We start from the raw sequence: 21,982 nt of genomic DNA, 5'->3' as shown, positions 1-21,982 counted from the left end.
TTTCTATTTTAACAAAATTTATAATATAATCTAGAAATTTTAAGGCAAAGGAACTTTTTGCAAAAGAAAAATGATGTCATTTTTGTAGTGGCAAATGGCGCTCAGACTATAAAATTTATAGGTGAGTTTAGCTATAAAGATGCAAAAAAATTACAAAGCATTTTTAAAAAAATCCAAAAACTTAACGGCAATGTTAAATTTGACTTTAGTGAGCTAAAAAGCATTGATTACGCTGTTTTGATACTTTTAAGAAATGCACTAAATGGTAAGAAATTTGAGATCATCACAAATGACGAGAAGATAAGAGCGATGGGCGATCTTTTAAATGATGAAAAGATCGATTTTGATTACACACCACCGCATAATAGTCTAAATTTTTTCTCACGACTTGGTGAAAAAATTTGTGAAGGTTTTGTAAATTTAGCTGAGTTTGGGACGTTTTTGGGCGAATTTTTGATAAAAAGCGTAAAAATTTTATTTAATCCAGCTAGTCTTAGATTTAGAGAATTTAGCAACTATATAAAAGATGGTGGTGTAAATGCTGTTTTTATCGTATCACTCACCGCTTTTTTGATAGGCGTTGTGCTTGCCTATCTTGGCAGTGCGATGCTTGCAAGTTTTGGGGCAAGTATATTTATAGTTGAGATCATGGGTATGCTAACGCTTAGAGAGGTGGCCCCACTCATCGCTGCTATTGTCATCGCAGGCAGGTCGGCTTCTAGCTTTACAGCGCAAATTGGCGCTATGAAGCTAACTGAGGAGATAGACGCGATGAAGACGATGGGCTTTGAGCCTTTTAACTTCTTAGTGCTGCCGCGCATCATCGCCATGGTGCTTTGTGTGCCTGTTATTATCTTTATAGCTGACGCGATAAGCATCTTAGGACAGATGATCATTTGCCAAACGATACTTGATATCAGCTTTAGCGACTATCTAAATAGATTTCGCGAGATGGTTGAGCTTAGGCACTTTGCTGTTGGTATGATAAAGGCTCCATTTTTTGGTGCGGTAATAGCGATCATTGGCTGTATGAGGGGATTTGGTGTGAGTCAAAACGCTCAAAGCCTTGGAGCAATGACAACAGTTAGCGTTGTAAATGCGATATTTTGGGTCATCGCGCTTGATGCGTTTTTCGCGATAATTTTTATGTGGCTAAAGATATGAACGAGATAATAGTTGGGAAAAACATAACGACAAGTTATGGCGATAAGATAATGCACGATAACGTGAGCTGGAGCGTAAAAGAGGCTGAAATTTATGGCTTTTTAGGTGGCAGTGGTGCTGGTAAAACGACGCTTATGAAGACGATGATATATCTAAAAAAGCCAAGCGAGGGCGATATATTTTTTGACGGTGTTAATATGTGGAAAAGTAGTCAAGAGGAGCAGCAAGATATAAAACTAAAAAGTGGGACGATGTTTCAGTTTGGAGCACTTTATAGCTCAATGACGATCCTTGACAATGTGGGCGTTTTGCTTCATGAGTACTCTAAATTTAACAAGCGTCAGATCGATGAGATAGCGATGTTTTGGATACAAAAAGTGGGGCTTAAAAAAGAGGTCTCGATGCTTTATCCAAGCGAGCTAAGTGGTGGTATGAAAAAGCGTGCTGCGCTAGCAAGAGCCTTGGTGCTAAGCCCAAGGGTGCTATTTTTAGATGAGCCAAATAGTGGCCTCGATCCTGTTAGCTCACGCCAGATGGATGCACTCATAAAAGAGCTTCGTGATAGCATCGGCGTGACCGTTGTCATGGTGACTCATGATGCTGATAGTATCTTTGATATTTTGGATAGATTTTTGATAATAGATAATAAAAAAATAGCCTTTGAGGGAAATATAAAAGAGCTTGAATATCTTAAAAACAACCCACTTGAAGAGCTATTTAAAATGAGGAAAAAGTAGATGGAAAATAGAAATTCTTATACTATTGTCGGTATGTTTTTTATGGCTTGCCTTACAGCATTTGCGATATTTATCTGGTGGATGACTAGTAAAAATAATACAAAGGTTGATTTTAAAGAGTACTACATCCACACAACCGAGCTGCCAAGTGGATTAAAGGTCGATTCTACGGTTAAATTTATCGGTGTGCCAGCTGGAAGTGTTAGTGATATAAATTTTGTCGATGATAAAAACGCTCTTATAAACATCACAATGAAGATAAGAGAAGATCTGCCTATCAAGGCTGATAGCATAGCAAGCATCGAAGTTCAGGCTATTAGTGGCGTGGCAAGCATAAATATAAGCCGTGGCACAAAGGATTTTTCACCAGATCAAAAGCCTGTCTTGCAGATTGAAGAGAGCTTATTTTCAAAACTTGGAAACAATGCAGAAAACATCACCTTGAAGATAAATCAAACCCTTGACAAGGTTGATAACTTTTTCTCTCCTGAAAATATCGCTCACGTAGAATCGATCCTTAAAAATATCGATAAATTTACACAAGTTTTAACTGACGAAGAGGGGTTGAGCGAGATTGACAGTATTGTAAAAAATGTAAAAAATTTCACAGATAACTTAAACAAAACTGATACAAAAGAGCTTGCTAAAAATTTAAATAGGCTAATTTCAAATGCAAACCAAGTTTTTGTATCGGCAAATTCGGCTATTACTGGATATAATTCGTTGCAAGAACTTATCACCGAAAAAGCAAAAGATGGCGAGTACGACCTTAGAAATACGGTTGGGCCGTTATTAAGAGAAGCGAGTGATTTTTTAAATGGATTTGATAAGACGCTTCGTGAGTTTAGAGGTGCGCTCCAAAGACTCGAAGATAATCCTTATGAGTTTTTCTTTACAAATCCAGTCTCAAACGACAAAGGAGATAAGAAATGAGAAATTTGATATACATAGTGGCTGCTTTTTTCTTTCTTGGCTGCTCACTAAAGACAGATGTGCCGCAAGCTACGATGTATGAAATCCACTATTCAAACAAAGAGTGCTCAGCTGAAAACAAGCAAAAAGAGCTAAAAAATGTCTTCATAGAAAACGTGAGTGCTCTTGACATGGTTGATACTAGAAAAATTTTGATCGTGGCTGAAAATAATAAAATCAGATACCTAAGCGATGCTAAATTTGTCTCTGAGCCAAGCGAAATGGTCTATAAATCACTTGTAAAAGGGCTTTATTCAAACTGTGCTGCTAAGCCGATATTTTCACCAAATGCAAAAGATCTTAGACTAAAAGTAAGCATCATCTCTCTTCAAATAAGAGGCGACAAGGCCGAAGTTTCGCTAGCTTATGAGCTATTTAATGCAAACACTTCACTAAAATCAGGCATGATCACAAAAGAAATTTTCTGCCCAGATCCAAGCTCAAGTACTATTTTTGATACGATAAACAAGGCTACAAATTTAGCAATCGACACACTAATCTCTGAAATAATCTCTTAAATTTTCTTGGCTGTAAATTTCTAAATTTATAGCCAAAATAGCTTATTTTAAAGACCTTTTGTTATAATGTGAGCTTTAAAATACGGAGAATTGATGAAGAAAATTTTAATAATCGCAGATGGAACTTTCGCAAGAAATTTTTTAAACAGACTGCTTGAAACAAAATCAAATTTACACCACTATATCGTTGTTTCAAGTGAGGATTACAGCCAAAAATCAAATTATGAAAATTTTACATTTTACCAGTTTGACCCAACTAGCCTCTCAAAGCTAAAAAGTGTGAGTGATGGTTATTTTAGTCAGTTTTGTATAGTTTGCGATGATAAAAATGAGGCGGTTGCTGTTTATGAAAATTTAAGACAGATCAGCACAAAGACCGAGACTGTTTTTATGAGCTCATGGGAGCTTGATGAAAAATGCAAAGAAATATTTGCAAGCGATAAACACTTAAGTGTAGTTGATATCAGAGATATTGCAGCATCAAGACTTATGGATTATTTACCAGATCTACCAGTTTTAGCCGATAATATCGGCCTTAGTGAGGGCGAGATCATGGAAGTTAAGGTGCCAATAGGTAGCTCTTATATGTATCGTCACATCAGCTCGGTAGCTCAGAAAAAATGGCGAATAGCCCTCATATATCGAGGCAGCGAGATCATCTTGCCAAAGCCAAATGTAATGATACAGCCAAGCGATATATTACTAATCGTTGGTGATCCAAATGTGCTTCAAAATGTTTATCGCTCGATCAAGCGTGAAAGTGGGCAGTTTCCAAGTCCATTTGGTAGCAATATCTATGTGCTGATCGATATGATCTCTATGGACAAAGAACGTGTTAGCAAGCTCATAAAGGATAGCTTGTATTTGCATTCAAAGCTAAATAATAAACGCCTTTTTTTTAGAGTGATAAATCCAACTTTAGGCGAAAATTTAGATACTTTAAAAGCGATGAAAGAGAAAAATATCATTGTTTTGATGGATTATTTTAATAGTGATAACAAATCTATAAAATATGATGTTTTAAAGCACGACATCGGTCTAATCTTAAGCGATGATAAATACTTTTTTAAATTTAAAAAGCTATTTTATGAGCTAAAACTTCCAGTGCTAAAAACGGGTAAAATTTTGCTCTCAAATATAAAAGAGGGCGTGATACTAGGCGATCAAAGTCAAGAAGTGGAGAATCAATCAGCTGTGATAACAGACTGCTGTGCACAGCTTGATCTTGAGATGAAATTTTACTATTTTGACAATAAGCATAGCGATGATGAGGCGTTAAGAGAGCATTTTGAGAGCATTAGCGCGCTATTTTCTAAGCGTATAAAGATAGAAAATCACAATCTTAAAAATCCGCTTGTAAAACTAAAAAATACAAAAGATTTGCTTCATTTTGTAATGTTTAGCAAAAGCGTGGCAAATGGTGGGGCATTTGCCTTTTTATCGACAAATTTAAATAGGCTTTATAAAAAACTAAGCCAAAATGCACAGCTTTTTGTGCCAGTAAGTGAGTAAAAATGCAGATAAATTTAAATCTTAAAGAAAAAGTATCAAGCTATAAAATTTATATAAACGAGTTTGAAAGATTAGAGCTAAAAGGTAAGGTTGGCATCGTTACAAACGCTAAAGTAGCGGGGCTTCATCTTGAAAAGCTACTTAGTGTTTTGAAGTGTGATGAGAAATTTATCATAAGTGTGCCTGACGGCGAAGAGTATAAAAACCTTGAAACGTTAGAGCAAATTTTAGAGCAGCTTTTTGTGAGCAAATTTGATCGCTCATCTACGCTAATCGCATTTGGTGGTGGCGTCATAAGTGATATGACTGGCTTTGTGGCGAGCATCTATGAAAGAGGAATAAATTTCATAAATATCCCAACTACGCTTTTGGCACAAGTTGATGCGAGTGTGGGTGGAAAGACTGGAGTAAATAACAAATTTGGTAAAAATTTAATAGGCTCTTTTTATCAGCCAAAAGCGGTTTTTTGTGAGACAGGCTTTTTAAAAACATTGCCAAAGAGAGAAATTGCAGCAGGTATTGCTGAAGCTTTAAAGATGGCGATAACATTTGATAAAGAGATGTTTGATTGGTTAAAAAGTGTAAATTTAAATGATGAAAATTTAGCCAGACTGGTTGAAAAATCGATAAATTTAAAGGCGAAAGTGGTTGAGCAAGATGAGAAAGAAAAAGGCTTAAGGGCTATTTTAAACTACGGTCACACATTTGCTCATGTCATCGAAAACGAAACAAACTACAAAGAGTTTTTGCATGGCGAAGCGGTGGCGATAGGTATGAATATGGCAAATCGTTTAAGCGTAAAACTAGGACTCATGAGCGAGGCAGAGGCTGAAGAGATCAGGCAGGCTTTAGTAAAATTTGATCTTCCAGTAGGTTATAAAATACAAAACGAAAATGCATTTTATGAGGCATTTTTTATGGATAAAAAGACAAAAGATGATAAGATAAATTTCATCATTGCAGATAAAATCGGCAGTGCGATCATCAAAAATGACGTCAAAAAAGAAGACGTTTTAAAAATTTTAAGAGAATTTAAATGAAAAAGATCATAGCTTTACTACTTTTTTGCTTTGCCATTTATGCTGAGGAGAACGTTACGCTTGAGCAAAATAGCTCACAAAATTTACAAAATAACGAGCTTATAAAAGATATTTCAAATCTAGATAACTCCCTAAAAAACAATATCTGGATCACAAGGTATGCTAACTATAACACTTATCAAAGGCTTATTGATGAGCTTGAAAAAAATGAAAATGAACTAAAGAAACTGGACAAAAGCTCAAGAAGAGGCAGCGATATCATAAAAAGAATCCAAACTCTAAAGGAGCAGATAAATTTACTAAAAGAGTATGAAAAAACACCATTTTCAAATATGTTAGCAGCTCCTGAAATGGATACTCCACCAAGGATAACAAGTCCTGTTGCACTTATATCTGGCTTTTCGTATATCAAAAAGATAAAGAGTGATAAGATCGAGTATCAAAGGCATATAAAAGAGCTTGATACGCTTTTAGAAAAGCTTGAAACAAAAGAAAATTTACTAAATAGACTAAATTTGATCGAAGAAAATGAGCAAAATAGAGAAAGCCTAAACTTGGTAAAACAAGAAATAGGCGACTTTAAAGCTGCAAAACAGATTGCTGATACAACTTATAATGTCTATGAAAAAAGAGCTGATGAGGCTATAAATTTAACCACCTCTGATATAAAAGCTCAGTTTTTAAGCATGGGCTATACAGCTATCATCATTCTTTTGACGATCGGACTAACATTTATCGCTAAATTTATCGTTAAAAGAACAATTACTGATAATGAGAGATTTTACACGGTCAATAAATTTTTAAATGTTTTAAATATCACCGTTATCATCATAATCTTACTTTTTTCGTATATCGAAAACGTCACATATCTAGTAACCGTGCTAGGTTTTGCTTCGGCTGGTATCGCCATTGCGATGAAAGATATGTTTATGAGTATGCTTGGCTGGATGGTGATCATGTTTGGTGGCTCTATACATGTTGGTGATAGGATCAGAGTACTTCATGATGGCAGTGAATTTGTGGGTGATGTGATCGATATCTCTTTGCTTAGGCTGACCGTTTTTGAGGATGTTAGCTACTCGACTTATAAGACAAACCGCCGTGCAGGCAGAATTATCTTTGTGCCAAATAACTATATCTTTACTGACCTCATCGCAAACTATGCTCATTATGGTATGAAGACCGTTTGGGATGGTATAGATATCGTTATTAGCTTTGATAGTAATCATAAAAAAGCTGTGTATCTAGCAAGAAATGTCGTTAAAAAATACTCAAAAGGCTATACCGATATCGCAAAACGCCAGATGAATAAACTAAGAAGCCAATACAGTATCAAAAACCCAAATGTCGAGCCAAGAATTTATACATTTTTTGAGCCTTATGGTATAAATGTCTCATGCTGGTATATGGCAAATTCTTATGCGACTTTGGCTCTTAGAAGCACTATTAGCGCAGAGATAATAGAAGCATTTTTAGCTCAAGATGATATAAAGATCGCTTATCCAACACAAACCATGTTTATAGGCAAAAAAGAAAATCCAAGCGATCACACCGCTCACAGCGAGCAAGAGAGTGAAAATTCTTAATGCAAAAGATATTTTTTAAAACATTTGGATGTCGCACAAATATCTATGATACTGAGCTTTTAAAAAGCTACATCAAGGACTACGAGATCACAAATGATGAAGAGAGCGCCGATATTGTAGTCATAAACTCGTGCACTGTTACAAATTCTGCCGATAGCGGTGTCAGAAACTACATAAACGGTGTAAAAAGGCGCGGGGCTAAGGTGGTGCTGACTGGATGTGGCGCGGTTAGTAAGGGCAAAGAGCTATTTAATAGCGGTATATTTGGCGTACTTGGAGCTAGTAAAAAGAGCGATCTAAATGAGCTTTTAAAGCAAGAAAAACCATTTTTTGAGCTTGGAAATTTAAACTCAGTTGATAAAAATATAGTTACAAATTATGAAAATCATACTAAGGCTTTTATAAAAATTCAAGAAGGCTGCAACTTTAACTGCAGCTACTGCATCATCCCTTCAGTGCGCGGCAAGGCTAGAAGCATGGATGAGGCTATGATACTAAAAGAGGCAAAGATTTTAGCTCAAAACGGATATAATGAGCTTGTGCTAACTGGCACGAATATAGGCAGTTACGGCAAAGATACAAATAGCTCTCTTGGTAAGCTTTTGGCAAACTTGGGTAAAATTTCTGGCATAAGACGCATTAGACTTGGAAGTATTGAGCCAAGCCAGATAGATGAGAGCTTTAGAGAAATTTTAAAAGAAGAGTGGCTGGAGCGTCATTTGCACATCGCACTTCAGCACACGAGTCAGGCTATGCTAAAGATCATGCGAAGACGAAATAACGCATTTAGTGATTTGGAACTTTTTAATGAGCTTAGCTCACTTGGCTTTGCCCTTGGCACGGACTACATCGTGGGTCATCCAGGCGAGAGTGAGGAAATTTGGGCAGAGGCGGTGGAAAATTTTAAAAAATTTCCTATCACACATCTGCACGCTTTTGTATATTCACCAAGGCGTGATACGCATTCAGCGACACTAAAAAGCGATGTTAGCGGTGATGTGGCAAAAAGTAGGCTAAAAATTTTACAAGGCATTGCATTGCAAAATAATGGAAATTTTAGAAAAAAGCATAACGGAGTTTTGAAAATTTTAGTCGAGCAAAAAAATGGTGAGTTTTACGAGGGCTTTGATCAGTTTTATAACAAAGCTAAAATTTTAAGCCAAAAAGATATAACAAAAGAGTGGGTGGAGGTAAGCGAATATGAAGTTAAGCCAGATGCCAATTATGCAAAAATTTAAATTTAATAAAAAAAATATCCTAATAATCGCAGCTGTCGCATTAATCAGCGTGCTGTTATTTGCCGTTAGCAAAGAGCCACGAAATATCACATATTCGCAATATATGCAGCTAATGGATGGAAATTTTATAGACCGCGCTGTAATCGATGATGATGAAGTCGTGCTTTATGCACAAAACAATCGTTTTTCTATTATAAAAGAGGGCATCGATCTAAAAGAGCTTATTAAAAAAGTGCCTGTTGAAAAGACTAAGCAATACATCACTCCAGGCATGATCTGGGGATTTATCATCTTTGTCTGCTTCGTGCTTTGGTACGCTTATATCTTTAGAAGTATCAGAAAAAAAGAGGAGAGCTTGCTTAGTAAAAAAGAGGGTGCATTTGAGATAGAAAGCGTGCTAAATCAAAACACTATGCCAGTCATCTCAAATGTGAGATTTAGCGATGTAGCTGGGATTAGTGAGGTCAAAAGCGAGCTTAGCGAGATAGTTGATTTTCTAAAAAATCCACAAAAATATAGAAATTTTGGTATCAAAATGCCAAAAGGCGTGCTAATGATCGGCCCTCCAGGCGTTGGTAAGACGCTTGTAGCAAAGGCAGTTGCTGGCGAGGCAAATGTGCCGTTTTTTTATCAAAACGGTGCAAGCTTTGTGCAAATTTATGTTGGTATGGGTGCAAAAAGAGTACGAGAGCTTTTTAGTAGAGCCAAGTCCTATGCGCCTTCAATCATCTTTATCGACGAGATAGATGCTGTTGGTAAGAGCAGGGGTGGGACTAGAAACGACGAGCGAGAAGCTACGCTAAATCAGCTACTAACCGAGATGGACGGCTTTGAAGATAACTCAGGCGTCATCGTCATAGCTGCTACAAATAGGATCGAGATGATCGACGAGGCGCTACTTAGATCAGGGCGTTTTGATAGGAGAATTTTTCTTTCTATGCCTGATTTTAACGATAGGGTAGCGATCTTAAACACATATCTAAAAGATAAAAACTGCGAAGTGGCCGCTGAGGATATCGCCAAAATGAGCGTTGGCTTTTCAGGTGCGGCACTTAGCACACTTGTAAATGAAGCTGCGATAAATGCTCTAAGAAATAATGAGAGCGTACTAAAAATAAGAGACTTTGAGGCTGTTTTAAATAAGGTCTTGCTCGGTAAGAAAAAGGTTCTAAGCTACAGCGAGAGCGAGAAAAAAATCCAAGCCGTCTATCAAGGCGCAAAGGCGCTAAGTGCCTACTGGTTTGATGTGAAATTTGAAAAAATTTCGCTCATAGAAGACCGCTTTATGGCGACTGAGCAAGAGATCGAGTCAAAGTCACAGATGCTCTCACGCATAAAGGTGCTTATCTCTGGCATGTGCAAGCTTGAGATAGATGAGAATGACATCTTTTCAAACTCAAGTAACGACTTAAATTTAGCAAAAGAGATCGCTTCAAAGATGGTTTATGAATACGGCATGGGAAGTTCATTTGTCCCTAATCCAAATGATGTAGAAGAAATTTTAAAACAAGCAAAAGAAGAGATAATGTCCTTTTTAAAGGGTACAAACGAGCAGATCGCAAAGATCAGCTCATATCTGCTAGCGTACGAGAGTGTAGATAAAGAAACGCTAGCAAAAATTTTAAGCGAAAACTATTAAAGGAGAAAAAGTGAAAGCAAAAATAGGCATATTAACCCTTTCTGACCGCGCAAGCGAAGGCACATACGAGGACAAATCAGGCCCAGCGATCAAAGAGGTGCTCGATAGCTGGATAGTGAGCGAGCGTGAGTACTTTTACGAGGTTATACCAGATGAGTTTGAGCTGATAAAAGAGAGGCTTGTGCGCATGGTGGATGTACTTGGCTGCGACCTTGTGCTAACTACTGGCGGTACAGGACCAGCGGTGAGAGACGTTACGCCAGAGGCTACTGAGGCGGTTTGCGAGAAGATGATGCCAGGCTTTGGCGAGCTAATGAGAGCTGCAAGCTTGCAATACGTCCCAACAGCGATCCTGTCGCGCCAAACAGCAGGTATCAGAGGCCACGCGCTCATCATAAATTTACCAGGTCAGCCAAAAGCGATAAAAGAGTGCTTGGAGCCGGTATTTCCGTCAGTGCCATACTGCATAGACCTGATCGAGGGTACATATATCGAGACTGATGAAAACGTTATGAAGGTCTTCCGCCCAAAACAAAAGAAAATCTCGTAAATGGGTTTGACAGATAGCCTAAATTTAAAAGCCACTGCCTTTGCAAATAGGTGGCGACTTGTTATTAAAATTTGGCTTGTTTTTTCTTTTTTATCCTATGCGCTAGCATATTATTTTGAGTTAGAGGTTTTTGGCTTTATCTCGGCCATTTCTATCTTTGGCTGTGTTTGCCTGCTAGCCTTTAGCTCACTTCTTTGGTTTGTCGCTAGCCTTGTATTTTTGCAACCCTTGGTGTTTTTACTACTTGAAAAATTTGATGAAAGCATTACTGTTTATGCTTTAGCCTGCTCAATTTGGCTGCTTGGCTGGATCACTTTGTCGCTTGTGGTCGATGATAAATTTGCAAGACTGGGAAATGACATCTTGCTAAAGATCTCTCGCATAGTTCTTGTTGGCGAGTTTGCCTTGCTATATTTTTTTAACCACAACAGCAGCCTTGACATAGAGACTTTAATAAAGTCAAATTTGACAAAGTCGCTGCTTTTATTGCTAAACTCCTATATGCTGCCATCGCTTGTGACGCTACTTATATTTGATATAAAAACATATATCGCTAGCAAAAATGAGTAAAATTTTACGTATTATTTTATGTAATTTATACTAAATTTAGCCGTTTTTGCTCTCTGTTATCTTTTTTATAAGCTCCATATCACCATTCATTGCTAGGCTCATAAAACAAATGCCACTTGCGCCCACTTTTATAGCTTCTTTGTAGTTTTTAATACCCAGTCCGCCAAGTGCGTAAATTTCTTTATCAAAGCTTTTTAGCTCACTTATAAAATTTAGCCCTTTTGGCTCTAAATTTGGCTTGCAAGAGGTGGCAAATATATGAGAAGCGACCAGCACGTCAGCGATAGAGGCTGAAATTTTAGCCTGTTCTAGGTCGTGAGCTGGTGCGTAAATTTTAGCTGTTTTTCTAAATTCATCTAAAAAAACGCCGTGATTTTTAAAAAAGTCAAGCTGCGCTGAAGTGAGCCAAAAGTCGCTCTTTAGCTTGCAAGCTACGTCAAAAAATTGATTAATGATAAATTTCTTGCGGTAGTTTTCACAAATTTGAGCCACAACCCTAGCAAGATTATAAAAATCAGCCTCGCTTAGCCCCTTTGCACGAAGCAAAATTTCATCCACACCAGCCTTGCAAAGTAGTTGAATTCTCTTTAAAAAGTCATCGCTCTTATAGCTGTCAAAGTCGGCCACGCAGAGAATTTTAAACATAGACATACTCGCTCATTAATGGCTCTAGGCCGTTTGCTTTTATCATAGCCTTGATCTCATCCACGCTTCTGCTATCACTTATCTCAAACTGCTCGTCGCCCTTTTTCTCTTCGCCGTGAGCGCCGATGCTTACTTTTACGCCAGCGCTTATCTTATTTGCGGCGATCTTTACGGCGTTGTCACGAAATTTTGCCTTTTCTCTGGTTGAGATCGTTATGCTAGCTGTTGGCATGAAAATTCTATAAGCACAGATCACTTGTAAAAGCTCGCGCTCACCCACGTCACGCGGGTTGATGCGGTCGTTGTTTATGATAGGGCGAAGTCTTGGGCATGAAAATGCGATCTCAGCGTGCGGATACTTTTTTTGAACTAAGCTTGCGTGAAGTGCCGTAGCAAAGGCGTCAAGCCTAAAGTCATCTATGCCAAGAAGTGCGGCAAAGCCAACCCCTCTCATACCCCCAAGAAGCGCTCGCTCTTGCGCATTTAAGCGGTATGGGAAAATTCTTTTATTGCCACCAAGGTGGATTTTTTCGTATTTTGTGGGATTGTAGGTCTCTTGAAAGACGGTCACGTAGTCTGCGCCGCTTTTGTGAAGTAGGGCGTAGCCCTCAGAGTTTAGCGGGTAAATTTCAACCCCAACGACTTTAAAAAATTTCTTTGCCAAAGCGCAGGCATTTGCGATGTAAGCGACACTTGAGTTGGTCTCGCTCTCGCCAGTTAGAATTAAAATTTCTTCTAAGCCGCTCTTTGAAATTTCTTTTAGCTCTCTTGTGATCTCCTCGTCGCTTAGCTTTGCCCTTTTTATATTATTTTTAGCGTTAAAACCGCAATAAACGCAGAGATTATCGCAGTAGTTTGCTATGTAAAGCGGGGTAAAAAGAGTGATGTTTGAGCCAAAATTTGCCCTTGTTTTTGCTTGAGCGAGTTTGGCTATTGGCTCTAAAAATGGCGCTGCAGCAGGCGAGAGTAGGGCTTTTAAATTTTCAAGCGAGCAGTGCTTTGCATTAAGAGCTGCTTTTACGTCTGCTTCGCTGTAAATTTCAGGCTTGTAGCTAGCGCGCTCTTTTAAAATCTCATCCATAATGTCGCTACCAACGTCCTGCATGTGTGGCAGCAGCTGCATGTGGTCGGTTCTTGTAAATTTCATCAGTCTAAAAATCCAGTGAGCGGAGATGAGGCATTTGCGCTTTTGCTCTTTGCGCCAAGCCCTGCTAGATAGGCGTTGCGACCAGCGATGATCGCCTCTTTAAAGGCTCTTGCCATGAGTGGGATATTTTTAGATGAGGCGATGGCTGTGTTTGCCATGATCGCAGCCGCTCCCATCTCCATTGCTTCGCACGCTTGTGAAGGCCTGCCGATGCCAGCATCTACGATGATTTGCGTATCAAGCTCGTTTATCAAAATTTCAATGATATCTTTAAAAACTAGCCCTTGGTTTGAGCCAATGGGCGCAGCTAGAGGCATTATACAGCTTGCCCCTGCGCTTAGCATCGCTCTTGCGGCATTTAGATCAGGAAACATGTATGGCATTGGCACAAAGCCGTCATTTGCCAAGGCTTCGCACGCTTTTATGGTTTCAGCGTTGTCTGGAAAGAGAAATTTAGAGTCAGTTATAATCTCTATCTTAACAAGCTCCCCGCATCCAAGCTCACGTGCGAGCTGGGCGATACGAACGGCCTCTTTGGCGTTTCTAGCACCACTTGTGTTTGGCAAAAGCGCCACGCCTTTTGGGATAAAGTCAAGTATATTTCGCTCTTTGCTCTCGTTTATGCGCCTAAGAGCAAGGGTTAGGATCTGCGCTCCAGCCTCGTTTATGGCTGAGTCGATGAGTTCGTGCGAGTACTTGCCAGAGCCAAGGATAAAGCGGCTTTGAAACTCCTTGCCGCCAAGGATCAAACTATCATTTTGCACTTACGCCTCCAAGCCCATAAGCAGTCTAATGGCTAAATTTGCCTCGTGGTTTGCGCAGACTGCGACGCGCGGCGCCATTAGCCCTTGACCGATCTTTGCCTCGTTTGTGAGGTCGCCGCAAAGATAGACATTTTTGGCAAATTTTATGGTTTTTATGAGATTTGAGCTAAAGTATCCTGCCATGCCAGAGGCACCGATGATCTTTTTATCTTTTAGGCTAGCACCAGCTTCATTTAGTATCATCGCCTTGCCAGCAACGTTGTCAAAGGCTTCGCATAAAATTTCGCACTCGCCAAATACGCTAGCCACGTTTTTTTCGTCCAAAAATATATCGTGAGTCTCGACCTCGACAAAGGGATTGACGTCATTTATCAGCTCTTTAAGCGCCTGTGTCTTTTTTAAGCCGATGTGGCGGACGAAATACTGCTGGCGGTTTAGATTGCTTGGCTCAACGACGTCAAAGTCGGCAAGCACTAGCTTTTTTACGCCAACTCTAGCTAGGCTTAGCGCGATATTTGAACCAAGACCGCCAAGTCCAGCCACGCCGATCACCGCTTTACTTAGGGCCAAATTTAACTCAGGGCTGTTTCGTGAGGCGATCATCGCGCGTAAAACTTCACGCTCAGGCATCACGCCACGCCTTATAAATACGACATTTGAGCCATCTTTTAGCTTGCTATCTTCTTTTATAGCAAAGCCATCAACGATAAAAATATCTGGCTTTGTCGCGTTAAATTTCTCTAAAAATTTATAAATTTCACTCTCTTTATCACCAAGTGCAAGCTCTTTTAGCTCGCTAAGGCTTTTTACTGGCACCTTAAATTTTGCGCCGTTTAATACAATCTCTATCATTTTCTCCTCATCCACCGCCAACTAAAGTGACGATCTCATAGGCTTTGGCCTCGCTCATAAAGCACTCACGCCAAAGCTTTTTTGGCAAAATTTCTCCGTCTCGCTCAAGGGCTATAAATTTAAGCTCATAACCATTTTGAGCTAAAAAATCATAAACATTTATATCGTTTTCAAGCTCGAAAATTTTGCCATTTACTATAAATTTGATCATTAAATTTTGTAGCTTTTTACAAAATTTGCGATCCTCTCGATCGCTTTTTTTATGCTCTCGATGTCTGTCGCAAAAGAAATTCTAAAGTATCCCTCCATGCCAAAGCCCACACCTGGCACAGTGGCTACGTTCGCTTCTTCAAGCATCTTTTTACAAAATCTAAGCGAGTCGCTATCTACATCTTTGCATTTTACAAATAGATAAAATGCGCCATCAGGTGTTACAACGCTTAATCCCGGAATCTCGTTTATCATTTTTACAGCCACATCACGTCTTTTCTCGTACTCTTTTCTCATGTTTTCGATATCTTCGTCAGTTTCACCTAGAAGTGATGGTATGGCACCTATTTGCACGATTGAGCTGATGTTGCTTGTGCTTTGGCTTTGAAGCTTTTTGATTCCAGCTATTAGCCAATCCATCGAGCTTGCGATATAGCCAAATCTCCAGCCAGGCATCGCGCCACACTTGCTTAGTCCATTTATCGTGACCGTTCTTTTAAAAAGATCCTCGCTTACTGAGGCTACTGCGTGAAATTTCTTGCCGTAGATCACTTTTTCATAAATTTCATCGCTTGTGATGATGATGTCAGTGCCCTTTAAAACCTCGCCAAATGCCGCGATCTCCTCTTTTGTATATACAGCTCCAGTTGGATTTGTCGGGTGATTTAGCGAAAAGACTTTGGTTTTTGGTGTGATCGCTTTTTTTAGCTGCTCGGCTGTGATTTTAAAATTTGTACTCTCGTCCGCCTCGATAAATACAGGCACACCACCGCAAAATTTAACGATCTCAGGGTAGCTCACCCAGTATGGAGAGGGAATGATTACCTCGTCGCCTGGGTTGATAAGCGCTTGAAATACATTAAAAAGTGAGTGCTTTGCGCCGATATTTGTGACGATTTGATTTGCTTTATAGTTAAGCCCATTATCTCTTTTTAGCTTTGCTCTAATGGCGTCTATAACCTCAGGCAGACCCGGCACTGGCGTGTATTTGCCGCTTTTGCTATCGTTATCAAGTGCGTTTTTTACAGTTTCTCTTATCTTTTTTGGAGTCATAAAGTCAGGCTCACCAGCTGAAAGCGAGATCACGTCGATGCCAGCAGCCTTCATCTCTTTGGCTTTTGTGCTGATCGCGATTGTGATTGACTCGCTTAATGTTTGCATTCTGTTTGCTAGTTGCATTTTTGTCCTTTTTAGTTGATTGTCTTTAAGTAGCTATTATCATTTAAAAATAGATAAAGTTCGCCCAAAATTTGCTTCTTTTGCGTTTCGTTTATCAGAGTTGATTTCTCTAAGCGCTCATTTAGAGTGTCTTGGATCTCGTAGATATCGTAGTCCATATCCTCCATGATATCAAGGATCGACTGGCTCTCTAGTAAATTTGTGACCTTGTAGCCATCACTTGTAAGTTCTATCGTAGCTTCTGTCGGGTGAGTAAAGAGATTGTGCTTCATGCCGATCACCTCTTGGTATGCGCCAACTAGGAAAAATCCCAAGAAATAGTCCTCCTTCTCCACATCCACGTCGTGTAAAAGCAGTGGGTTTTTCTCGTCGTCATAGCTGATCTCGCCGTCGCTATCGCAAGTGATATCCCAGATCGAAGCTGGCAAAGTAGGGCGCTCATCTAGCCTGTCAAGCGGCATGATAGGGAAATTTTGCTTTAGTCCCCAAAAGTCTGGCAGGCTTTGAAAGATCGAGAAATTTAACAGGTATCTCTCTTGAACCTCTTTTTGAATTTTAGTTAGATCGCTTGAGTTGCTCTTGTTGCCAAGCATCACGACAGCTTTTTTGCTGATGAGCCTTAAAAGTACCTCTGCGTTTGATCTATCTTGAAGATCAACATAGCCTAGATCAAAAAGCGTTAAAACACTCTCTGTGTGATGGATGGCGTCGTGTAGGTACTCTAGGGCGTTTGAAGGTTTGATTGATTTATAAAGATCGACTAGCTCGGTTATCAAATTTGGATTATTTTTCTTTAAATTTAGCTTCTCTTCGGTGTATTCTTGAGAAAATAGCTCAAGTACAGGAGCGACCAAAAGTGCGTGAGAAGCGGCGATGTAGCGACCTGACTCTATGAAAATATCTGGCTCGATCTCCTTTTTTTGCTCGCTTATAGTTTTAAGCATATAAACAACGTCGTTTGCATATTCGTTTAGTGTGTAGTTTCTGCTGCTTTCTTCTTTAAACTGCGAGTATTCTATCGCAAGACCACCACCTAAATTTATAGCTTTTAAATTTGAGGCACCCATTTTTCTAAGCTCAGCGTAGATGTTGCCAGCTTCAATGAGTGCCTTTTTGAGCGGATGGATCTCGCTTATTTGAGAGCCGATGTGAAAGTGTATCATTGTGAAGTTTTCAAGTAAATTTGCCTTTTTTAGCATCTTTACAGCTTCTATCAGCTCGGTTGATGTTAGGCCAAATTTAGAGTGTATACCACCACTTTTTGCCCAGAGCCCCGATCCTGTCGAGTGCAGTCTTACCCTAAGTCCGATCTTTGGTTTTGGTTTAAAGCGCTCTTTTGCAATGGCAATTATCGCTTCAAGCTCGTTTAGACCCTCGATCGTTAGCGTGATGTTGTGTCCCATCTCAGCGGCGATAAAGCCGATATTTATCATCTCTTTATCTTTAAAGCCATTTACGGTTATTGGAGCTTTTTCGTTATTGTAAGCCATAGTTAAAAGTAGCTCAGCCTTACTACCAGCTTCAAGACCGTAGTTATAAGGTTTGCCAAGGCGAACTAAATTTTTTACAAAGCCAGGATATTGATTGACTTTAAGTGGAAATACGGCATTAAAGCTGCCTTTGTAGGCAAATTCTTTCTTTGCCTTTGCAAAGCTTGCGTGGATCTGCTCGATCTGCTTTTGGATAAGGTGCGGAAAGCGAAGCAGTAGTGGCCCTCTATATCCGTCGTCTCTTATCTCTTTTACGATGTCGATAATCGCTGGTTTGCTGGCTGCATTTATACAGACTTTGCCATCTTCTATAACAAAATTTGAATTACCCCAAATGCTAAGTCCAAAATCATTCATCCCAGCTCCTTTTCAAGATCATCTAAATGTATCGTTTTTTCATCTTTGGTTTCTAAATTTTTATACCAAATTTTATTCTCTTTCATCTCGTTTTCGCCCACGCAAAGGAAAATTTTTGCATTTTTATTGTCGGCATTTTGCAGATGTTTTTGAAGCTTTTTAGCTTCATAAGAAATTTCAACCGGATATTTTTTGCGAAGTTTTGAGCCAAGATTATAGATAAAATCAACATTCGCCGCATCAAGCGCGCAAAGATAAACTCCGTCTCGCTCATCCTCAGCTTCACCTAAAATTTCCATTATCCTCTCAACACCCATCGCAAAGCCAACGCCATAACTTGCTCTACCGCCAAGGTACTCTACGAGCCTGTCGTATCTGCCACCACCTGCTACTGCACTTTGTGAGCCGATCTCATTGCTAATAAACTCAAACGCCGTCTTGCAGTAGTAGTCTAGCCCACGAACAAGCTTAGTGTCTATCTCAAATTTAACGCCATTTGCCGTTAAAATTTCTTGCAGTTTTTCAAAGTCAGCCTGTGCCTCATCGCTTAGGCTATCAGTGATAACTGGGGCATTTTTATAAATTTCTTGGCAACTCTCAACCTTGCAGTCAAGCACGCGGATAGGATTTAAAAGCTTGCGTCTTTTACAGTCCTCGCAAATTCTGTCGTCGTTTTCATCTAAAAATTTAACGAGCTTTTCTTTGTAAGACTTCATCGAGCTCTCGTCGCCAAGCGAGTTTATTTTTAGGGTTGTTTTTATATTTAGCCTATTAAAAATTTCACTCACCATCAAGATAATGCTCGCGTCCTCATAGACGCTGCCTTCGCCAAAGCACTCACAGCCAAACTGGTGAAACTCTCTTAAACGACCTTTTTGTGGGCGCTCGTAGCGAAACATCGAGCCGTGATAAAAGCAGCGTTTCGTTACATTTGCTCTGTCAAGTTTTGCCTCGATAAACGCTCTAACCACGCCAGCTGTGCCCTCAGGACGCAAGCAAACGTCGTTGCCGCCTTTGTCTTCAAACTGATACATCTCTTTGCCCACGATGTCGCTACTCTCGCCGACACTTCTTTTAAAAAGTGCTGTCTCCTCTAGGTGTGGGGTCAAAATTTGCTCATATCCGTAGTTTTTTGCGACTTCCTCGCAGGTTTTGATTATCCGCGCGTAAAGTTTAGCGCGAGCTGGAAGCATATCTTTCATGCCACGAAGTGCCGTTATCATCGCATTATCCTTTTTATTTTTTTGTGATTTTACTTAAAATTTATAAAATTTTCTATCTCTTTTGAAATTAGCTCTATGCTTTTAGATGCGTCTATAAAAAGCGTTTCAAAGCCATTTTTGATGAGAATTTGCTTCATCAGGCTTTGCACTTTTAAAAGATACTCTAGCCCGCGAGCTTCGATCTTATCGCTTGTGCCTCTATTTTTTAGGCGCGAGCTTATTAGCTCATGACTTGCTTCAAAAAAGACTATTTTGTCTGCAAATTTATCATTTAGCGCAAATTTATTAAGCTCTAAAAGTACGTTTTCATCTAAGCTTTCATCATTTGCCAAAGCGTAGGCGATGCCTGAGATAAAGCCTCTGTCGCTTAAAATGAGCTTACCTAAATTTGGCTTTACTAGCTTTTCAAAATGCTCAGCCCTGTCAGCTAAAAAGAGCAAAATTTCAGCCCTTTTGCCGATTTTTATGTTTGAGCTTAGTAAAATTTCACGTAAATTTTCACCAAGCTGCGTGCCGCCTGGCTCTTTTGTGACGATGGCATTGCTAAATTTAGAAGCTAAAATTTTTATCTGCGTACTCTTGCCAACGCCGTCAATGCCTTCAAACAAAACATACATTTTACGCCTTTAAATTTTTAAGAATTTTTGCTGGCACTAGGTTGCTCACGTCGCCATCGTGGCGTAAGACTGAGCGGACGATCGAGCTTGAGATGAAGGCGTTATTTAAGCTTGGCATAAGATAAACCGTCTCAAATTCGTCCCAAAGTGCGGCGTTTGCGTAGCCGATTTGTAGCTCGTATTCAAAGTCACTAACCGCGCGAAGGCCTCTGATCACAGTGTTTATGCCGTGTGATTTAGCAAAATCAACAAGTAAGTTATCAAAGCCAAGAACGCTTACGTTTTTTAGCTCACAAACCGCCTTTTTTGCCATCTCTATGCGCTTTTCATGTGCAAACATCGGCTGTTTGCTGTCACTTTTTGCGACTGCGACGATTACCTTGTCAAAAATTTTTGTGGCCCTTATGATGACGTCTAAATGACCGTTTGTAATGGGATCAAATGTCCCTGGATAGATGCAAGATTTTTTCAAATTTGCCACCTTTTGTAAAGATTATTTTCGATTTTTAAAGCATCAAGCCACTTGCCGATGATGAAATTTTCCATATCATCAAGGCTCTTTATATCTGCGTAGTAGCCCAAAACTGGCGGAGCGATGATAGCTCCAAGAGATGAGAGAAGCTGCATTTGAGAAAGCACGATCGTGGATAACGGCATCTCTCTAACTCCCAAAACTAGGGTTTGCCTCTCCTTTAGCGCGACACTTGCAGCCCTTGTGATGAGCGTGTCGCTTATGCCATTTGCGATTTTTGCTAGTGTGTTGGTAGAGCAGGGCGCTATTATCATCGCTTCTGTGCCAAACGAGCCAGAAGCCGGGCCCGCGCCAAGATCTTGGTCGTCATAAATTTTTACGCCAAGATCATTTAAATTTAGCTTTAAATTTTCCTCAGCCTCCAAAACCTTCATGGCATTTTTACTAACTATGATATGTGCCTCGCAACTATCTTTGGCGGCATTTACTAGCTTTAGAAAAAGTCCAGCCCCACTTGCTCCAGTGGCTGCAAATACTATCTTTTTCATCTTATCACTGCCTCATCTTTGCCTGAAACTGTGGCCTCTAAAATTTTATTATCTTTTGTTCTTATCTTTATCATATCACCTAAATTTCCATCCTCAAGTGCCTTTACTTCAGCTATTATCTTAACGCCATCCTCGCTCAAAACTGCATTTAGCATTTGACCTTTTTTTACTAAGCTTATGGCGTTAAACTGACGCTTGGTTAAAATTTCACCGCTTTTTATCTGCACTTTTGTTATAAGAGCTAAGCTATTTGAGTTAGAAAGTGCATCTTTTGGCCATTTGCCAAACTCAATCATCGTTGGCTGATAGTCAAGCAGGCTTAAAATATGGTTTGTATTCATTGAATTTATTGCTATGAAGGCTGGCATCTTAGCGTTAAAGCTAAATTTAAAATAGATACTTTTTAGACTCAGATCAATATCCTCAAATGATGCTCTAAATGTACCTTTTTGACTATTTTGATCACCTAAAAAGATATTTTTTAGGACGAGCTCTTTGAAATTTGCTGGAAGCTTATTTTGTGGACTGATGCTAAGATCGCTTATGCTGATACCAGGATATTCATCGCTAATTGATCTTAAAAATTGCATTTGAATCTCATCCATAATAGAGCAGTTCTTTACAAAAGCAACGCTTCCGCCACTTTTGTCATTATATGTTTTAAAATTTGCTGTTAGAATTTCATAGAGTTTTTTGCTATCTATCTTGGCTGCTCTTTTGCCCTCTAGGTTTAAAATTTCATTGTCTTCGCCTTCAAAGCCAAAAGTACTAAGTGAAATTTGATCATTTAGAACGCAATACATCGGATATATGTTGACTTCATTTGCAAAAAGTTTTGTGGAAAATAAAAAAATTAGTATAAAAAAGATGGAGCGGGAAACGAGATTCGAACTCGCGACCCCAACCTTGGCAAGGTTGTGCTCTACCCCTGAGCTATTCCCGCAGTCAAAAT

General features: G+C 39.4%; 23 protein-coding genes and 1 tRNA gene. 11 read left to right on the top strand and 13 right to left on the bottom strand.

What is annotated here, in order from left to right; genetic code table 11:
* Positions 1–57 precede the first annotated feature (57 nt).
* The 11 genes from CVS93_RS02100 (at position 58) to CVS93_RS02050 (ending at position 11,526) form a co-directional block, all read left to right on the top strand.
* Positions 58–1,164 (top strand): MlaE family ABC transporter permease, encoded by a 1,107-nt coding sequence (locus CVS93_RS02100; RefSeq protein WP_107686389.1) that lies wholly within the window; start codon positions 58–60, stop codon positions 1,162–1,164.
* A complete protein-coding gene (locus tag CVS93_RS02095) occupies positions 1,161–1,901 on the top strand; it encodes an ABC transporter ATP-binding protein (RefSeq protein ID WP_087577004.1) in 741 nt (246 codons plus the stop codon). Before CVS93_RS02100 ends, CVS93_RS02095 begins: the two co-directional genes overlap by 4 nt.
* Positions 1,902–2,834, top strand: coding sequence for an MlaD family protein (locus CVS93_RS02090; RefSeq protein WP_107686388.1), 933 nt, complete (start codon positions 1,902–1,904; stop codon positions 2,832–2,834).
* Complete coding sequence (locus tag CVS93_RS02085) at positions 2,831–3,391, top strand: ABC-type transport auxiliary lipoprotein family protein (protein ID WP_107686387.1); 561 nt, start codon at positions 2,831–2,833, stop codon at positions 3,389–3,391. The genes CVS93_RS02090 and CVS93_RS02085 overlap by 4 nt, the downstream gene beginning before the upstream one ends.
* A gap of 93 nt (positions 3,392–3,484) precedes the next feature.
* On the top strand, positions 3,485–4,903 hold the full coding sequence (locus tag CVS93_RS02080; RefSeq protein ID WP_107686386.1) for a COG3400 family protein: 1,419 nt from the start codon (positions 3,485–3,487) through the stop codon (positions 4,901–4,903).
* Positions 4,904–4,905: 2 nt separating this feature from the next.
* Positions 4,906–5,943, top strand: coding sequence for a 3-dehydroquinate synthase (gene aroB, locus CVS93_RS02075; RefSeq protein WP_107686385.1), 1,038 nt, complete (start codon positions 4,906–4,908; stop codon positions 5,941–5,943).
* Positions 5,940–7,529 (top strand): mechanosensitive ion channel domain-containing protein, encoded by a 1,590-nt coding sequence (locus CVS93_RS02070; protein ID WP_107686384.1) that lies wholly within the window; start codon positions 5,940–5,942, stop codon positions 7,527–7,529. Before aroB ends, CVS93_RS02070 begins: the two co-directional genes overlap by 4 nt.
* Positions 7,529–8,767 (top strand): tRNA (N(6)-L-threonylcarbamoyladenosine(37)-C(2))-methylthiotransferase MtaB, encoded by a 1,239-nt coding sequence (mtaB, locus tag CVS93_RS02065; protein WP_107686383.1) that lies wholly within the window; start codon positions 7,529–7,531, stop codon positions 8,765–8,767. Before CVS93_RS02070 ends, mtaB begins: the two co-directional genes overlap by 1 nt.
* Positions 8,754–10,406, top strand: coding sequence for an ATP-dependent metallopeptidase FtsH/Yme1/Tma family protein (locus CVS93_RS02060; RefSeq protein ID WP_107686569.1), 1,653 nt, complete (start codon positions 8,754–8,756; stop codon positions 10,404–10,406). The genes mtaB and CVS93_RS02060 overlap by 14 nt, the downstream gene beginning before the upstream one ends.
* Before the next feature lie 10 nt (positions 10,407–10,416).
* Positions 10,417–10,956, top strand: a complete 540-nt coding sequence (mog, locus tag CVS93_RS02055) for a molybdopterin adenylyltransferase (RefSeq protein WP_107686382.1) — start codon at positions 10,417–10,419, stop codon at positions 10,954–10,956.
* Positions 10,957–11,526, top strand: coding sequence for a nitrogen fixation protein NifR (locus CVS93_RS02050; RefSeq protein ID WP_107686381.1), 570 nt, complete (start codon positions 10,957–10,959; stop codon positions 11,524–11,526).
* 36 nt (positions 11,527–11,562) lie between these two features.
* On the opposite strand, the gene CVS93_RS02045 is transcribed toward CVS93_RS02050, so the two are convergent.
* The 13 genes from CVS93_RS02045 to CVS93_RS01985 form a co-directional block, all read right to left on the bottom strand.
* Positions 11,563–12,177, bottom strand: coding sequence for a thiamine phosphate synthase (locus CVS93_RS02045; RefSeq protein ID WP_234400072.1), 615 nt, complete (start codon positions 12,175–12,177; stop codon positions 11,563–11,565).
* Positions 12,164–13,318, bottom strand: a complete 1,155-nt coding sequence (gene thiH / locus CVS93_RS02040) for a 2-iminoacetate synthase ThiH (protein WP_107686380.1) — start codon at positions 13,316–13,318, stop codon at positions 12,164–12,166. Before thiH ends, CVS93_RS02045 begins: the two co-directional genes overlap by 14 nt.
* Entirely contained in the window at positions 13,318–14,082 is a 765-nt protein-coding gene (locus CVS93_RS02035; RefSeq protein WP_087584451.1) for a thiazole synthase, read from the bottom strand. Before CVS93_RS02035 ends, thiH begins: the two co-directional genes overlap by 1 nt.
* Entirely contained in the window at positions 14,083–14,934 is an 852-nt protein-coding gene (thiF, locus tag CVS93_RS02030) for a sulfur carrier protein ThiS adenylyltransferase ThiF (protein WP_107686379.1), read from the bottom strand.
* A 7-nt stretch (positions 14,935–14,941) separates the two neighbouring features.
* The gene (thiS, locus tag CVS93_RS02025; protein WP_107686378.1) at positions 14,942–15,145 is read right to left on the bottom strand and encodes a sulfur carrier protein ThiS; all 204 of its coding nucleotides are present in this window, start codon (positions 15,143–15,145) and stop codon (positions 14,942–14,944) included.
* The gene (locus CVS93_RS02020; protein WP_107686377.1) at positions 15,145–16,323 is read right to left on the bottom strand and encodes a pyridoxal phosphate-dependent aminotransferase; all 1,179 of its coding nucleotides are present in this window, start codon (positions 16,321–16,323) and stop codon (positions 15,145–15,147) included. Before CVS93_RS02020 ends, thiS begins: the two co-directional genes overlap by 1 nt.
* An 11-nt stretch (positions 16,324–16,334) precedes the next feature.
* On the bottom strand, positions 16,335–18,170 hold the full coding sequence (gene speA, locus CVS93_RS02015; RefSeq protein WP_107686376.1) for a biosynthetic arginine decarboxylase: 1,836 nt from the start codon (positions 18,168–18,170) through the stop codon (positions 16,335–16,337).
* Positions 18,167–19,393, bottom strand: coding sequence for a histidine--tRNA ligase (gene hisS / locus CVS93_RS02010; protein WP_107686375.1), 1,227 nt, complete (start codon positions 19,391–19,393; stop codon positions 18,167–18,169). Before hisS ends, speA begins: the two co-directional genes overlap by 4 nt.
* 29 nt (positions 19,394–19,422) lie before the next feature.
* Positions 19,423–20,010, bottom strand: a complete 588-nt coding sequence (gene tmk, locus CVS93_RS02005) for a dTMP kinase (protein WP_107686374.1) — start codon at positions 20,008–20,010, stop codon at positions 19,423–19,425.
* Between the two features lies 1 nt (position 20,011).
* A complete protein-coding gene (gene coaD, locus CVS93_RS02000) occupies positions 20,012–20,482 on the bottom strand; it encodes a pantetheine-phosphate adenylyltransferase (protein ID WP_087577020.1) in 471 nt (156 codons plus the stop codon).
* Positions 20,479–21,030 carry a UbiX family flavin prenyltransferase gene (locus tag CVS93_RS01995; protein WP_107686373.1) on the bottom strand — a complete coding sequence of 184 codons (552 nt, stop codon included), beginning with the start codon at positions 21,028–21,030 and terminating at the stop codon, positions 20,479–20,481. The genes coaD and CVS93_RS01995 overlap by 4 nt, the downstream gene beginning before the upstream one ends.
* Positions 21,027–21,833 carry a flagellar basal body P-ring formation chaperone FlgA gene (flgA, locus tag CVS93_RS01990; protein WP_107686372.1) on the bottom strand — a complete coding sequence of 269 codons (807 nt, stop codon included), beginning with the start codon at positions 21,831–21,833 and terminating at the stop codon, positions 21,027–21,029. The genes CVS93_RS01995 and flgA overlap by 4 nt, the downstream gene beginning before the upstream one ends.
* 65 nt (positions 21,834–21,898) lie before the next feature.
* Positions 21,899–21,973: transfer RNA gene (locus tag CVS93_RS01985), tRNA-Gly, on the bottom strand.
* Positions 21,974–21,982 lie beyond the last annotated feature (9 nt).

It is taken from the genome of Campylobacter concisus (assembly GCF_003048535.1).
Taxonomy (GTDB): domain Bacteria; phylum Campylobacterota; class Campylobacteria; order Campylobacterales; family Campylobacteraceae; genus Campylobacter_A; species Campylobacter_A concisus_S.
Note: the sequence above shows the minus strand (reverse complement) of the source record. Positions and strands in the feature narration are given on the sequence as shown.